A 15,635-nucleotide genomic window follows, 5' to 3' on the forward strand; every position below is an offset into this window, starting at 1 on the left:
CAGCCCACGCATGCAGGGGACGAGGGCGAGCGCGGCTTGCCGGCCTGACGCATGCGGTCGTGGGTGGGGCCTTACGGGGTTTGTGCCGGACGCCGCTCAGCGTGGCCATAGAGCACCTGGCGCAGAAGCGCCGTCCGCCCCACGTGGTGCGTGCGCCGCGCATCGGCCGTGGCGATCTCGCTTCGAGCCAGGCCAGATGCAGCTCCACGCCGCGCTTTTTCGAGGGGAAATCGGCTCGTTGGCGGTCCGAGAGCGCTGTCGTAAGATGTCGGTATGGCACATTACATTCGGGCGGCCGAGATTGGAGTCGAGGCAACACTCCTTGGGCGGCGATGGCGCGGGCTGATAGATGATCATCTGCGGGCCAGCGGGCTCACGAACGCCCGCTGGCAGGTGTTGCTGACCCTGTCGAGGGTCGAAGACGGGGTCCACCAACGGGAGCTCGCCGACCAGCTGGCCGTCGGCGGGCCCACGATCGGGCGTCATCTGGAGGAGTTGGAACGCCTGGGCCTCATCGAACGCTATCCCCGGGCAGGCGACCGGCGCGCCCATTGCGTGCGGCTGACCGCTAGGTCGAAGCCGCTGATGGCACGGATCGACGCGATCGTCGCAGCCCTCCAGCGCGATCTGCTCGGAGATCTTTCTGGCGAGGCCCTGGAGACTTGCCTGACCATTCTGAGAATCCTGAACCTCCGCCTGGACCGCGACCAGTCGCGGCCGGGGGAGCTCACAGAAGACTGCGTTCAGACGTGAAGTCCCAACCCGATCCCATGACGCTGAAGTTCCGGTGCCCGCAGGAACTGGACGGACTGCTGCCCCTACCCATCCCGGCGACGCGCGGCCTGCCCGACTGGTTCAAGACCATGCCGCGACAGGCGCTCAACCCGACTGTTTCCATTGAGGACGACACAGTCAAGCGGTGCCCCCCGTTCATAGACGCCATGACCGCCGGATTCCTGATCCCGCTGATTTGTGACGTAAGGGTCGAGAGTGGCGAATTCACCTGGGACAACGACCTCCCGCCGGCCAGAGGCGTGGCGTTCGAGCGCTCGCCAATCGGCTTCCATCCCGCCAGCCAGGTTATCGGCTCGCCGCTGTTCGACCAGGATCGGCTCCTCATCAAATTCCACAACCTCTGGACGATAGAGGTGCCCGCTGGCTATTCGCTGCTTTTCACGCATCCGGCCAATAGATTCGACTTGCCGTTCACCACCCTGACCGGTGTGGTGGACTGCGACCGATACCACGACACCAGGATCCACTTCCCGGCGCACTGGCACAACGCGGCCTTCAACGGCGTGCTGTCGAAGGGCACGCCCGTCGCGCAATGCATCCCGATCAAGCGGGAGGCCTGGACCGCCGAGACAGCAGTCTTTACCGCGGAGGAGGCGATGGCGAACCGCGATTTGAGCGAGCGGATCCGCCGCGAGAAGGGCGTCTACCGCCGCCACTATCGGGTCTGAACGGGATCAATTTGCTGCGCCACCAGGAATGCCGCCGCAGCGCTAGGCCGCAGGAAGAAGCGGCCATGCGAGGCGGTCGCAAGCGCCACGATAGCCAGCGGCGCCAGCCGATCCGCCCTATGCGCCGCGGCGCGCAAGGTGGCTTCTCGGCGCTGCGCGCGCCCATTTCCAACTGACATTTTCCGAGCTCAAGCAGGGTCGCCACGTCTTCAGGCCGCAGGGCAAGCGCGCGCCGAAGGAGATCGGCGGCGGCGGCGTATTCGCCATCCAAGACCATCACCCGGGCCAGTCCGACCGTCGCGTCGTGCCGCTCAGGCGCCGTCGCGAGCACCTGCAGAAACAGACGTCGCGCCACGTCGCGTTCATTGCGTCCAAGGTGGATAAATCCAAGTCCGACACGCAGCCCGACCCCATCAGGCACGAGCGCAAGCCCGCCTTCGAGCACAGCGATGGCCTCGTCGAAGCGGCCGATCTCGCCGAGTTGCTCTCCCAGTTTGAGAAAAGCCAACGGGAACACGGGCCTCCCCATCGTCGCCCGGCGCAACTGCTCCAGCGCCTCGTCGGCTCGACCGGCGGCGTTCAACGCCATGGCCAGTAGGGTTTCAGTCCCCGGCTCTTGGCTGCGCCGCGCCGTTCGCTGCAACAGATCGAGAGCCTCCTGGACCCGGTCCTGCAGCAGAAAGGCTTCGGCCAGAATCTGTGCGGCCATCACATTGCCCCGGTCGGCCTTGAGCACCACAGACGCGAGTCACTCGGCGTCATCGGGGCGTTGCGCTCGCAGCGGGATCACGGCGTGTTCCAACGCCGGATTGACGACATTCGGCCGCTGGGGGCTTGGCGGTGGGCGCTTCGGCATCGATCTCCACGCTAGAACAAGAATGGGCTGGCCGAAGGCTTCAGGAGATGAAGTCCAGAGCGCCGCCAGAATCGGAGCCGTGGCCGAACGCGCCGACTGCGTTGCGGTGGGCGCGCCGGCGCGGTCCGCGCACCGACGTTCAAGGCTCCGCCCCGGCGCCATCAGGATCCTACTGCGGAAGCGCGCCGACGTTATCCAGGGTTGCGTTCCGGGACGTCACAGCGCGCGACCTTGAGTCTCCAAATCCCGCTTTCAGACCGGAGCGAGCCCCAGGCGCATGAGTTGCGCGACCTCGCGCGAATGGTCGTCCGCGCGGCCGCCGCCATCCAGGAGCCCTGAGGCGAGCCAGCCGCAGAGCGCAGTCCAGATGAGCGGCGCCAGATCATAGTAGCGTTCCCGGAGTTGGTGATTTGCCACCGCGTCTACTTGGCGGCCACGCAGGTTCCCCCACAAGACGCGCCACCGAATCCGCAGGGCCCGGAGGTCGTCGGGTGAAAGCGCCTCAAGCCCCACGAATGGACGCAGAGGCTGGACATCTTCGCGAAGGTAGGCCTCCGCCAAAGCTTGAGTGAAGGCGAGTGCGGCGGCGTCTGTGGCACGCCCACTTGCGAAGGCCTCCTCCTGTATCCGATAGAAGACGTCGATCGTCCTAGCCTGGCAGGCTCGCACCAGACCCGCCTTGTCGCCAGCGAGGTCCCTGAGGGGGCGTGAATCGCAGCCGAGGCGCTTCGAGACCTCTTCCAGCGGAGCGAGCCATCCACCGCAGCGGTTGAGCAGGTACGAGGCGTTCACGAGCACCCTCTCGCGGCTCAGGCCCTGAGGGCCAGGGAAGCCGACGCTTGCCGCGAAGCGTGACGCCGGCGGCGCAAGGTCTAGGCGCGGCGCCTCCACCCCGACCGACCGGTCTCCTGCCCGGCCATAGGTAAGGAGGTCTTGAAGCGCTTCGATGACGCGACGACGATTGAAGAGCTTTGCGGGCGGCATCCTGTGCGATGCGACCGGCGTCCATAGGATAAGCCCGAGGATGGCTTGCGCAGCGACTGGGAAGTCGCAATCGCGAACCTGGCCCGCCCGAGCGCCCGCCGCGAGCACGGCCGCCAGTTCTTCGACGAGTGCGTCGTGAAGGCTCCGCAGCTTCACGCCTCGGGCGGCCGAAAGGAGATAGATCTCGCTCGGTCCTGCGATTTCCGGGCGAGCGGGGTTCAGGACCGTCGCGACGAGAGACTGGACGACCTTCAACGGGTGCTCTTGCCGGCGCGTGGCTCCGCGAAGGTGCCAGGCCAGCACCTGGAAGGACCGCTGGTAGACCTGGAACAGCAGGTCCTTGCGCTCCTCCGTCAGGCCGCAGATGGCAGGTCTCACCCCGCTGAGTTGCTCGGCGAACTCCGCGAGGGCCGAGAGTTCCACCCCCTGGACGTTGAACCGCTGGGCCGCGTGATCGAGCACGCGCTCGCGAGGCGAGGTTTCTGCCGACGGCGGTCGCACCCGGTCCCTCTCTGCTCCGCGCCCGCTGCGGTGGCTCCCGAAAGGTGCGAAGCCTGTCGGCGCGGGGAAAGCGCGCAGGAGGACGCGCAGCGTCCTCACCCCTTCCCCACAGCGCTTTTAAGGCCAGTATCGGACTTCGATCTCGCAGGTGCGTGGCAGTTTGTACCATACAATACTACCGCATCGATACAAGCCCCCAGGAGCGCCTCCGGCGCCGCCAACCGCGTGGCGCTCTTTGCCGAGTTGCTAGCGGATACGCCGTGCGCCGTGGAGTCAGCGTTCGAGTTCGTAGCTGAGGTTCGAGCGCATCCGTTCAAGAATCCGGTGCAGCATCTGCTCCTCGCTTCGTGTCAGCCCCTGAAAATAGACGCCCCGCAGCCAGCTGGCCGCCTCGACGAGTTGGGGCATCATGTCTCGCGAACCCTCGCCCCCGTAGATGAGCCATTCTCGCTGGTCGGCCGAAGAGCGCACCCGCCGGACGAGGCGCAGGGCCTCCAGCGCCCGCAACAGCTGGCCAACCGGAGCGCGCTCGATGTCCATTGCCCGCGCCAGCATGGACTGGGAGAGGCCCTCGTTCTGCATGACGTAGACGAGAACGCGCCACTGTGGGCGCGTCAGCCCCAGGGACCTAACGCGGCGGTCAAAGCCTTTCCGCATCAATCGCGTCACATCGGCAACAAGAAAACCAACGTTCTCAATTCGGGCTGCGGCGACCGACGCGGTTTCATGGCCGGCCGTGGGCTTGCGTCCCTCGTTCTCTTCCGCCGCGGATCGCGTGTTGGTCATTTTTCGTGCCACGACGAGAGTAGTCTAGATATCCGTGCGGCCGCGCAAGTGTCTCGAAGCCGCAGCTGAGCGCCCATCGAGCGGTTCCCCCGCACCACCGGCCAGTCCCGAGAGGTGATCCAGGTTGAATGTTGGCGCATGGCGGTCGCTGACGCCACGTTTGGGGTGCCATCCGGAAAATGGACATCGTCCCCCGCAGCACGTGAGGGGCTTGCGTTGAGCAACTATTATTGTAGCATACAAGTGCTTTTGGACTCTAATTCCTTCCCAGAGCATCACTCGCGCCGCGCGCCAGCAGATGGTGCGCGGCGCGCCTTTGAACCCGCCTAGCTCAATTCTCCTGGCCTGTTCGACACGCCCTCAGCATTCGGGTTCGGCGCTCAGATTGGCGCGCAGCCTCGCAAACGCCAATTGGCCACCGCGCCGTCAGCCGTTCGCGCAGCCGTCCGAAAGGCGCAAGGCAGGCTCCGCGCGGATATTTGGATGCGAGACCACCCGCCATTCCATTGGGCCGATGCCTACAATGACTGTCTCGCTAGGCCCGGCTTCCGTTGCAGGTCGCGAGCTTTTCCGCGCTAAGCGAGCGTCGCGCGTCCCCCAGGCTCTCGATGGCGCCGAATCGCCTCGAGAGCTGCTTACAGGCCTCAAGCGTGATCGTGCGGTAGTTGGGAAGGGCGGCCACGCACTGGGTCCCTTCGCATTGGAAGATTGTGCCGCCGGCAACGAACTTCACCTTCTTCTCGATCGCAGCGCGAAGTTTGGCCACGACGGGTTCCGCCCCGGACGCGCTTCCGCCTGTGAGCGTCGCCAGCATGAGGGCCGTGGCGAGCGCTGTAGCGAGTCTCATGAGACCTCCGATTCAAGTGTGCGCCGTCTGACGGCGCCCAGTCGGTACATGGGTCGCCACGGTCGAGTTTGTATCCTATCCACATTATTCCATCATCCGAATATTGTCTGGTGAGACTCCAGCGACTCCCGCCGACGTTGGGCGTCCGCAGGTGCAGGGGCGCACGTGAGGCGGCGCCATTGCCGCAACGCCGCGTGCGGAACCCCGTCGTTGTGCGCGGAGGAACAGTGACGTATGCACGCATACTTTATGGGTGTGAGGCCGCGCGCCCAAGATTCTAGTGGGCGCCGGTTTGGTCGAACGGTTGGCCGGGTGTTCCACGAGAAGATTTCGGCGGCGGGGCGCGCCAGCGCGTCCAAGGCCGAAGCTGAACCCCTGACAACGGATGAGCGCTGGCCGACTATCCAACGGGCTCCCGGCGCCACGAACGCCAGGCCCGGATGTCTGTTCGCGCCAGACCGGCCATACAGGAGTTGCCGCAACTCCGCCTGACCGATTGGTTGGATTGGCGGCCGACGAGGTTGAGGCCGTGGCGGCCCTGGAGGGCGATCGGCCCTATCCCTCAGCAGGACTGGTGACCGAACGGACCTCGGCCGAGGAACGATCGGCCGGGACGCGCAGATCAACAGGGCCGCTGCTGACAATTGAGCCGAGATGCGGGCAGGGCCGCTTCCAGCGCGCTTGATTTCGCGGACTGTCACGGGGAGGTCGGTCGAAGGCGCGAGGAAAGGCCGTCTTCAACTGGCCGACCGGCCAAACCCGGCCCCGCGTCGCCAACGGCCGCGCTTGGCCTACCGGATTTGCATCCCCGATGCCCCACATGGACACCCTCGCCTCCAACTCCGAAGGATGCGGTTCGCGCGGTGGCCGGTCGAAATCCCTCTGCAAGCGTCTGGGCCGCTTGCGTCGCTGCCCTGAGCGACCATGGGCTTGCACAACTACTATTGTGCGTTACGTTATGAAATGGATGACGATGCGCCGCCGCATCGTCGGGAGCGGAAGGGTGCTAGCGGGTTCGGGGCGAACTCAGGCCCAGACAAGATGACCGAGATTTCCTGCCGATGCAGAAACTCGTCGGCATGAAGGCGTCCTAGATTCCGCACGATAACGATGCGGGTCGGACAAAGGGGAGAAAACAGGATGATGAACCATCGCTATTTCTGCGGAAGCTCGATGCTGGCCGTCGTGTTCGCACTGGGCCTGGCAGGAACCGCATCGGCACAGACCGCCGACAGGCCCACCGAGGTCGAGGAGGTCATCGTCACGGGCTCCTTCATTGCGGGGACGCCGGAAGACGCCGCCATGCCGGTCGATGTGCTTTCGAGTAAGGACCTCGAAGCGCAGGGCAGTCCCTCCGTCGTGCAGCTTGTCAAGACGATCACTTCCTCGCAATCGTCGCTTGGCGAGAGCAATCGCTATAACGGCGGCGCGGGAACCGCCACGATCAACCTGCGGGGTTTCGGCGCCGCCCGCACGCTGACCCTGATGAACGGTCGCCGGTTGGCGGACAGTCCCGCCGCGGCCTTTCAGGGTGGGGGAGCAAACCTCAACTTCATTCCGACCGCAGCGGTCGGCCGCATTGAGGTCCTTAAGGATGGGGCCGCCGCGACCTATGGTTCGGACGCGATCGGCGGCGTGGTCAACTTCCTTACCCGGCGGGACCTGGACGGACTGGAGTTGGACGGAGAATATGCCCTCATCGACGGCTCCAATGGCGACTATCAGGGCAACGTCGCCTGGGGAAAGCAGTTCGACAACGGCAACGTCCTGCTGACCGCCGGCTACCGGCACCGGTCCCGCCTCGACATCCATGACCGCGACTGGGCGCTCCGGTCCTTCGATTTCGGCGGCTATGCGGGCGCCGGTGGCTGGACTGGGGCCTCTAACCCTGGCCTGTTCCTGGGGGGCGCAAACCTGTTCCGCGACAATGGCTGCGCGGAACTGGGCGGCACGCTCACCAACAACGTCACCTATCCAAACCCTCTTAGCGGCACCCTCGGCCAAGGTGCGTCGGCGACCGTGGCTGTGCCGGTCAGCGCGCAGAGTCCGGCGACCGCTGGTTCGCTCTGCCGCTTCCAGTTCTCCAACTTCAACGACTTGGTTAACCGCGAGGATCACTATCAACTCTACGCCGAAGTAAACTTTGACCTGTCGGAAAAGTTGTCCTTCCACGGCGAAGCGGCGTGGACCAAGAACGATACGCCGATGCAGCGACTCTCACCGGCCAACCTGACGGCCCAATACCCCTCGCCTGTCGCCATCGGCGGAACGTCCTTCTCCCCCACCGCGCCCAATGGTCCCAACTTCGCCGTTCCCTACAACATCCCGGCCAATCACCCGGGTCTCGTGGCCCTTCTCAACGACTGCCGGGCGCCGCTCACCGCCACTCAGTGCGCCGCCGTCCGGGGCTCCGCCAATAGCTCGGTGGGGGCCCAGCCTGGCGCGCCGCTCGGCGCCCGGGGCGTCGACATCGTCCAGCTCGGCTGGCGGGCGATCGCCTTCGCAGGGCACCCGCTCAACGCGGACAAGGCCGACCACCAGGAGGTGGTGAATGACGCCTTCCGCATCTCGGGCGGCTTCAAGGGGGAGCTCTTTGCCGGCATCAAGTTCGACACCGCGCTCACCTACATGGAGCAGAAAAATACCGCGAACACGAACGACCTGCTGGTGTCGCGGATCCAGCTGGCGCTGCGCGGCTTCGGGGCGCAGACGAGCGACCCCGGCGGCTGCACCGCTGCGGAGACCAACAACTTCACCACCGGCGCCGGCAATGCGGCCCTGGGGTGCCACTACTTCAATCCCTTCACCAACGGCGTGCAAACCAGCGCCGTGAACGGCGCCGCCAATCCCTTCTACAATCCGGCTGTCGCCAACGATCCTCAGGTCGTTGCCTGGCTGTACGGCAACTACACGAATGTCCTAACCAACAAGCTCCTGGTCGCCGAGACGGTGTTCTCCGGCGAGACAGGTATCGAACTTGCGGGGGGCCCTGTCGCCTGGGCCTTGGGAGCCCAGTACCGCTACACGCAGGAAATCCGCAAGTACGGCGAGTTCTTCAATTCCGGTGAAACGCCGTGCCCCGACCGGCCGGCCTGCGCCGACGAAAGCGGCCCCCTGCAATTCTTCGGCTCCGCCGTGGACCGCGACGACGACGCAAACGTCAAGGCGATCTTCGCGGAAGTCCAAGTTCCCGTGCTCGAGAACCTCAACCTGAACTTCGCGATCCGCCACGAAGATTACCAGGGCGGAATCGGATCAACCACCAATCCGAAGGTCGCCGCAAAATGGCAGGTGACCGATTTCCTGGCTCTGCGCGGCAGCGCCAGTACGACGTTCCGCGCGCCGGCCCCCGGCCTCGTCAGCACCGGCTGCAACAATGGCGTGCGTGTCCTGGGCAGCGCCTATCGCGCCTTCCAGAGCTGCGGGAACCCCGACCTAAAGCCCGAGAAGGCCGACACCTTCAATGTGGGCGCCATCTTGGAGATCGGCGGCTTCACGGCGACGCTCGACTATTTCAACTTCAAGTTCAAAGATGAGATCACCGAAGAGAGCGGCGGTCGGCTTTATGCCACCATGTTCCCCGGCGGCGCCAACGTGAACTGCGGGGCCCCGGCCTTCGCCGAACTCCAGGCTAGGTTCACCTTTGCGGGCGCCTGCGGCGCGGCCAACGTGGCGCGTCTGCGTAGCTTCACAATCAACGGGCCAAACACCAAGACATCGGGTCTTGAGTTCCGCGCCCAATACGATTGGGACGGCTGGTTCGAAGGTCACTGGGCCGTCGGCGGCGAGGCCACTTATCTGATCGAGTATAAGCGGGGCGCTACGTCACTACTTGGGACCGACATCGCCATCTCTCCGGCCGAGGACCGCGCCGGACTCAGCGAGTTGGTGAATGAGTTCTTCTCCTACTCGCAATTGCGGGCCAATGGGTTCCTTGCCTTCAATCGGGGACCGCTGTCCGTTCGCTGGCAGACCCGATACGCAGAAGGCACGTCGCCGGCCTTCGGAGCGCCGTTGTTCGTGACCGTCCCCAATCCCAGCGCGCCCTCTGGCCGCGACCTGGTTCCTGTCGGCAAGTCGAAGGACTTCTGGCAGCACGATCTGGTCGCCCGCTGGGAAGCGCCCTGGGACACGACCATCACCGCCAGCGTGCAGAACCTGTTCGACAAGGACCCGCCATACGTGCCGAGCCAGTACAACTACGATTACACGAACGGCAATCCGCTCGGCCGGGCGTTCGAAGTCGGCTTCAAGAAGCGGTTCTAGGCGGGGCGACCGCCCTCGAGAGCCATCGAACTTGACCGGGGTCCGCGGTTTCAGGCCCCCGAGGGCGGAGCCGGCGGCCGTAGCGAAATCGTAACGTAGCCATCAAATCGGCTGGGGAGGCCGACAACATGACATTTAGAAGAACTCTCTTGGTGTCGAGCGCGCTGGCCGCGGCGGCAGTCGGCGGGATGGCCCGTGCCCAGCCGGTGAACGTCATCGAGGAACTGGTCGTCACCGCTGAGAAGCGGGAGCAGAGCCTTCAAGACGTGCCCGTGGCTATTTCGGCGTTCACCAGCAAACAGCGTGACCTAGTGGGGGTGAACTCGGTCCAGGACCTCACCAACTTCACGCCAGGCTTCACCTACCAGGCTGGCAACGACCGAGCCAGCATGCGCGGCATCGGCCGACTGACCAACATTCACGCTGTGGACGGCGCCGTGTCGATCTATATCGACGGCCTGTTCACCACCTCGACGGTGCTGGCCGGCGGCCCGCCGCTGGACGTCGATCGGGTTGAGATTCTGCGCGGCCCCCAGGGGACGCTGTACGGTCGCAATGCCATCGGTGGCACAGTCAACGTCATCTCCGTGCGGCCTACGAAAGACTTCTACGCCGAGGTTCGCGCCGTCGCCGAGAACTACGGCGTCACCAACCTTCAGGCGGCCGTGTCCGGACCCATCGCGGACAATCTGAGGTTCCGCGTCTCGGGCTACAAGTTCGACCAGCGGAAGGGCTACTTGAAGAACCTCGCCGGCGGCCCGTCGGAAGGCAGCAAGCGGGACGAGTATCAAGTCCAATTCCAGCTCGAAGCGGACCTCGGCGAGAACGCCGAGTGGTGGGTCTCGTACAAGACTCTGGTCTGGCACGATCGCGGCGGGCCCGGCGCGCGCGCCGGATACCTCAATGCCCCCTATGAGACCGGTCGTCTCGATCCGAATTTTTCGATCGTCTACAACCCTGCCCACGGCTATTCGCCGGAGACCGGCCTGAACGGGATCGTGCCGGGCAGCCTGCGGCAGTTCGGAAACACAAACATCACCGTGAATCCGGCCTTGACGGATTCCCAAGAATTCAACGCGAACACGCCTGGCCGTGTCAGGCTTCGGGACGTCAACTCACTGACGACCAATTTCGTCTACCACCTCCCGAGCGTCGACATTAGATACGTGGGTGGCATACAGGAGTACAAGTACGACCTCTACGGAGATACGGACGGGACAAACGTCCAGTCATATCAAATACCTCTCGCCCCGGGGTCTGTCTGCGGTACGGTCGGCGCACTATTTGCCGCGGGGCGGTCCAGCGTCAATTGCGCGCCCCTCACAGTAAACGCCGACAACTCATTCCATTACTTCGAATACCCGAAATGGTACAGCCACGAGATCAACATCTCGTCGACTACGGATGGTCCGCTTCAGTGGATTGCGGGCGCGTACTATTACAATGAAAAATACACCGGGACCGGCGCCACCGCCGACTTCTTCCTGAACGGCGCCTCCAGCCTGCGCACCCCGATCCTTGGCGCAGCGCCCAATCCGCAGGGCCTCTGGTCGCTGGGCGACTACGACCTGACGACCGAGAGCAAGGCCGTGTTCGGGCAGGTGGACTGGCAGGCGACCGAGACCCTGAAGGTGACCGCGGGCCTGCGCTACACCAAGGACAAGAAGTCCGGAACGGAGTTCCGGCGGATCGTCTGCAACTCGGACGCCTGCTATCCAGGCCTCTATCCGGCCCTCGGACTTGCCGCCTTCGGTCCCGGCACGGCGGCGAACTGGGGTAGCCTCCTGGGCAACCTCAACGCCCTGCCGGCGGTCGGACAGGCCCTGGGGCTCGGCAACGCGCTCGCGCCCCTCGGCGGTCTCGGCAACGGCGCCATGGACCTGACCGACACGCTGGCGCCCAAGAGCACGGCCGGCCCGATCGAAGGGGTTACCAGCCCTTCGGTCTGCACGGCAGGCGTATGCCGCCAATACACGATCGGCGCCGACGGCATCGCCAGCCGCAAGCTTGGCGATACCTCGGACGCCTGGACGGGGACCGTCGGAGTCCAGTGGGAGCCCGACGACGACACGATGGCCTATGCCCGCTACAGCCGCGGCTACAAGGCCTTCGGCTTTTCGGCCGGAGGCTTCCTGGCCGTTCCCAAGGCGGATGAAGAGACCGTCAACTCCTACGAGATCGGCCTGAAGAAGAAGGTGGGCTACACCCTGCAGGTGAACGCAGCGCTCTTCTATCTCGATTACCGGAACCTGCAGGCGCCGGTCACCGTGCGAGTGGGCCCGACCAACGTCGGTCAGTTCGTCAATATCGCCAAGTCACGGTCCAGCGGCCTGGAGTTGGGCACGATCTGGCAGCCGATCCGGCCGGTACGCCTGACGGTGGACTACGGATACAATCCGACGAAAATCCGGAAGAGCGTCACGCTCGTGGATACCAACGACAACATCAACACCGGCCCCGTCAGCGTGGTCGGAAACCGCCTGCCGCAGGCGCCGAAGCACAAGCTAGCGCTAAACGGGTCCTACACTTTCGAGATGGATCCCGGCGCGCTCACCCTTGGAGCCACCTATCTTTATCGGTCCGAGGCCTACGCCAACGTCTTCACCCGAGAATACAACAAGGCCCCTTCCTGGGATCAGGTGGATTTCCGCGCCTACTGGGCGCCTACAGGCGGCAAGTACACCGTGATCGCCTATGTCAAGAACGTGTTCGACACCGAAGGCTACCAAGCTGCGCTCGCCGGCTCGAACCGCAACAACAGCCCGACCGTTGCATCGGATCGGTTTGCCACCGGCGTGCAGAACTTGGAGCTCACCCCGCCTCGTCTCTACGGCCTTGAGCTACAGTACCGATTCTAGCACGCTCATCTTACCACAGCGAATCTTGGGGCGCTCCGCCGCATAGCGGCGCGCCCCGGGCCGCAAGAGTTGGTGTGAACCCACGGGACGCCTGCGTCGGAGCCTCCAACGACGCCAGCTGCCGAAGGGGCCGGCTTGCCCAGGCTCCGAGGCAGGTCTGGCTCGCCGACCCCGCCTCATCCCCACCGGCGAGGGCTGGCTGCACCTGGCCGCGGTGCTCGACCTCTTCACCCGCAAGATCGTCGGCAGGTTCATGCGGTCCACTCGGTATGTGGAGATCGCCCTGGGGCCCCTGCATATGGCCATCGAGCGCCAACGGCCGGCGCCCGGCCTGACCCTGCTCGAGCTCGAAAAATGTCAGAATGTCAGCTTGAAATGGGCGCGCGCAGCGACTGGGAAGCCACCTTGCGCGCCGCGGCGCATAGGGCGGACCGGCTGGCGCCTCGGGCTATGGTGGCCCTTGCGACCGCCTCGCATGGCCGCTTCTTCCTGCGGCCTAGGTGTGTGGTCCCCGGTGTGTGGGGGACTCAGTTTGCTGAGTGCTCACCGGGAGGAGCCATGGGCCAGGTACTCCACGGCAGCGCCACACCACGCACGCCATCCGAGCGGCAATACAGCGATCGAAGGCTCCGCTCAAAGAGCTAGCCGCCAGGTACGGCCTCAATCGGAAGACAGTGCGTCAGCACCATGCCGCCGGCGAGAAGGTGTTCGTCGACTTCGCCGGCGACACCATCGACGTGATCGATCCGGTGACGGGCCTCGCCCGGGCAATGAAGCTGTTCGTCGCCGCGCTCGGAGCCTCCAGTTACGTCTATTGCGAGGCCCGGCCCAGGGAGGGGGTGGCCGACTGGATCGGCTGCCATGTCGGCATGTTCGCCTTCTTCGGCGGCGTGACGGCGATCATCGCCTGCGACAACCTCAAGACGGCGGTGACCAACCCGGACCGCTACGATCCGGGGATCAACCGTACCTATCAGGACATGGCCCGCCACTACGGGACGAGCGTGGTTCCGGCCCGGCCGTACAAGCCTCGCGACAAGGCAAGGTCGAGCAGTCGGTGCTGCTGGTCGAGCGCTGGGTGCTGGCGCGCCTGCGCAACCAGCGCTTCTTCAGCCTGGCTGAGCTCAACCTGGCGATCAGCGAGCTGGTCGCCGAGCCAACGCCCGCGTCATGCGCGCCTACGGCGCCAGCCGGGCCGAACACCACCACGCCAGTCTCTGTATCGCCGCCTACGGATTCCTCATCTCCCTCTGGGAGACGATTCCCCCCCTCAGCTCCAGCTCGAGCCCGGGGCCGCCAAACGCTTGGTCTTCCCGAAGGTTACAGACCCCGTGGCGCTCCCGATCCGGCCGGAACGGCATGTCCCAACCTCGATCCCGACCATCCGGCGACGCCACACCGTCGCCCTCGCCAATCGCCTGCAACGATGTCCATGCTGCGCCAGAGCCACGGACGGTTCGCGTCAGGCCCGCATGTTATGACGCAGTAAGACTAGCAGGCTGTTGAAAAAGTCAGATGTTCCCGGAACGTCCCAGAACGAAGCGGAATCAGGGCTGAATCAAAGACGGCTCAAACGGGCGATGGTCGCGGACGGCAGCGGCGCCTGGCCCGGCTTGCGGGTCTTGTCGCGCACGAGCCGATCGACGCCTTCACCCATGAAGACATGGCCGCGCCAGACCGCCGGCTTGGACAGCCCCGAACGACCCATGATCTCGTTCGTGCCCAAGCCGAGAGCCGTAGCGATCGGCGCCTGGGCGCGAGCCGCGTGCTTCTGGGGACTGTTGCGGTTGCCGACGATCGCCTCAAGGCGGTGGCGATCCCCAGGCGTGATGGAAACCTCGGTCACTGCTCTCATGCGCCGAGCATGAGCCGTTTCCGGCTATCAGGGTATCCTCTGAATGAGCCAATCCACTTGGGCTCCCCGCTTCGCCCGAAGTCTGCTGAGGAACATCTCAGCCCATGGCGCCGATGGTCTTGCGGAACCGGCCCAGCGCCACGGTGAAGAACACCGCACCGATGACCGCGATGGCCAGGAAGTGCGGCCAGACCACTTCGAGACCGGCGCCGCGATAGAGGATGGCTTGCGCCAGCCTCACGAAATGGGTGGTCGGGGCCGCCTGCATGATGATTTGCACGAACAGCGGCATGCTCTCGCGCGGGGTCACGCCGCCGGAGAGCAGCTGAAGCGGCAGCAGGACCAGCATCAGCAGCAGCCCGAACTGCGGCATCGATCGCGCGATGGTGCCCATGAAGATGCCGATCGACGTGGTCGCGAACAGGTGCAGGGCCGCGCCGAACAGGAAGAGCGCGATGGAGCCCTCGATGGGCACGCGGAGCACGCCTTCGATCAAGACGACGAGGGAGAAGCCGCACGCGACCAGCACCGTCAGCCCCATGGCCCAGACCTTGCTCATCATGATCTCCAAGGGCGAGACGGGCATCACCAGGAGGTGCTCGATGGTCCCATGCTCGCGTTCCCGGATCAGGGCGGCGCCGGTCAGCACGATCGACAGCATGGTGACATTGTTGATCAGCTCCATCACCGCCCCGAACCAACTTTGCGTCAGCGTGGGGTTGAAGCGGACCCTCATCGCCAACGTGGCGGGGGGCTCGGCCGCGCCCCGGTAGTGCTGTGCGAACTCGGCGACTTCGGCGCCGACGATCTGCTGGATGTAGCCGTTGCCGATGAAGGCCTGGCTCATCCGGGTGGCGTCGACGTTGAGCTGAACGGTGGGTTGGCGGCCAGCAAGCAGATCGCGCTGGAAGTCCGGGGGGATGTCGAGCGCGAAGGTGTACCGGCCCTCGTCCATGCCGCGATCAATCTCGCTTTGGGTGACCAACGCGGGCGGGGTGAAATACGGCGGATAGAACGCGCTCGTCACCCGCGCCGACAGCTGAGACTGATCCTCGTCGACGATTGCGAGCGGCGCCTTGTGCAAGGTCTCTGGAATGCCGGTGGCCGCCACATAGATCGACAGCGAGAAGGCGTAGACGATCAGGAAGAGCATCATCGGATCGCGCCACAGGCTGCGCAGTTCCTTGACGCCGAGCCGTAGGATGTTGGACGCCGGCAT

The 15,635-nt window shown here is 65.0% G+C and carries 10 protein-coding genes and 2 pseudogenes; 6 read left to right on the plus strand and 6 right to left on the minus strand.

Annotated elements, in window-relative coordinates; genetic code table 11:
* Positions 1 to 273: 273 nt before the first annotated feature.
* Together EPO51_RS14690 and EPO51_RS14695 are read left to right on the plus strand one after the other, a co-directional pair.
* Positions 274 to 753, plus strand: a complete 480-nt coding sequence (locus tag EPO51_RS14690) for a MarR family winged helix-turn-helix transcriptional regulator (protein WP_293351776.1) — start codon at positions 274 to 276, stop codon at positions 751 to 753.
* Between the two features lie 17 nt (positions 754 to 770).
* Positions 771 to 1,463 carry a hypothetical protein gene (locus tag EPO51_RS14695; RefSeq protein WP_293351778.1) on the plus strand — a complete coding sequence of 231 codons (693 nt, stop codon included), beginning with the start codon at positions 771 to 773 and terminating at the stop codon, positions 1,461 to 1,463.
* On the opposite strand, the gene EPO51_RS14700 is transcribed toward EPO51_RS14695, so the two are convergent.
* The 4 genes from EPO51_RS14700 to EPO51_RS14715 all read right to left on the minus strand — a co-directional run bounded on the left by EPO51_RS14700 (position 1,375) and on the right by EPO51_RS14715 (position 5,437).
* Positions 1,375 to 2,199, minus strand: a complete 825-nt coding sequence (locus EPO51_RS14700; RefSeq protein ID WP_293351780.1) for a tetratricopeptide repeat protein — start codon at positions 2,197 to 2,199, stop codon at positions 1,375 to 1,377. The two genes, EPO51_RS14695 and EPO51_RS14700, sit on opposite strands and share 89 nt — an antisense overlap.
* 372 nt (positions 2,200 to 2,571) lie before the next feature.
* Positions 2,572 to 3,765, minus strand: coding sequence for a hypothetical protein (locus EPO51_RS14705; protein WP_293351782.1), 1,194 nt, complete (start codon positions 3,763 to 3,765; stop codon positions 2,572 to 2,574).
* Positions 3,766 to 4,077: 312 nt separating this feature from the next.
* Positions 4,078 to 4,590, minus strand: coding sequence for a MarR family winged helix-turn-helix transcriptional regulator (locus EPO51_RS14710; protein WP_293351784.1), 513 nt, complete (start codon positions 4,588 to 4,590; stop codon positions 4,078 to 4,080).
* A 535-nt stretch (positions 4,591 to 5,125) separates the two neighbouring features.
* Complete coding sequence (locus tag EPO51_RS14715) at positions 5,126 to 5,437, minus strand: CC_3452 family protein (protein WP_293351786.1); 312 nt, start codon at positions 5,435 to 5,437, stop codon at positions 5,126 to 5,128.
* Between the two features lie 1,140 nt (positions 5,438 to 6,577).
* On the opposite strand from EPO51_RS14715, the gene EPO51_RS14720 reads away from it, so the two are divergent.
* The 4 genes and pseudogenes from EPO51_RS14720 to istA all read left to right on the plus strand — a co-directional run.
* Complete coding sequence (locus EPO51_RS14720) at positions 6,578 to 9,703, plus strand: TonB-dependent receptor domain-containing protein (protein WP_293351788.1); 3,126 nt, start codon at positions 6,578 to 6,580, stop codon at positions 9,701 to 9,703.
* A 152-nt stretch (positions 9,704 to 9,855) separates the two neighbouring features.
* On the plus strand, positions 9,856 to 12,561 hold the full coding sequence (locus EPO51_RS14725; RefSeq protein ID WP_293351790.1) for a TonB-dependent receptor: 2,706 nt from the start codon (positions 9,856 to 9,858) through the stop codon (positions 12,559 to 12,561).
* 137 nt (positions 12,562 to 12,698) lie between these two features.
* Positions 12,699 to 12,895: pseudogene (locus tag EPO51_RS14730) on the plus strand (IS3 family transposase); the annotation flags it as partial.
* 322 nt (positions 12,896 to 13,217) lie between these two features.
* Positions 13,218 to 13,761: pseudogene (gene istA, locus EPO51_RS14735) on the plus strand (IS21 family transposase); the annotation flags it as partial.
* Positions 13,762 to 14,119: 358 nt separating this feature from the next.
* Here istA and EPO51_RS14745 read toward each other — a convergent pair.
* Together EPO51_RS14745 and EPO51_RS14750 are read right to left on the minus strand one after the other, a co-directional pair.
* Positions 14,120 to 14,416: a hypothetical protein gene (locus EPO51_RS14745; protein WP_293351792.1), complete on the minus strand. Its 297-nt coding sequence runs from the start codon at positions 14,414 to 14,416 to the stop codon at positions 14,120 to 14,122.
* A gap of 97 nt (positions 14,417 to 14,513) precedes the next feature.
* A complete protein-coding gene (locus tag EPO51_RS14750) occupies positions 14,514 to 15,635 on the minus strand; it encodes an ABC transporter permease (protein WP_293351794.1) in 1,122 nt (373 codons plus the stop codon).

The sequence above is a fragment of the Phenylobacterium sp. genome (assembly GCF_004297125.1).
GTDB lineage: Bacteria > Pseudomonadota > Alphaproteobacteria > Caulobacterales > Caulobacteraceae > Phenylobacterium.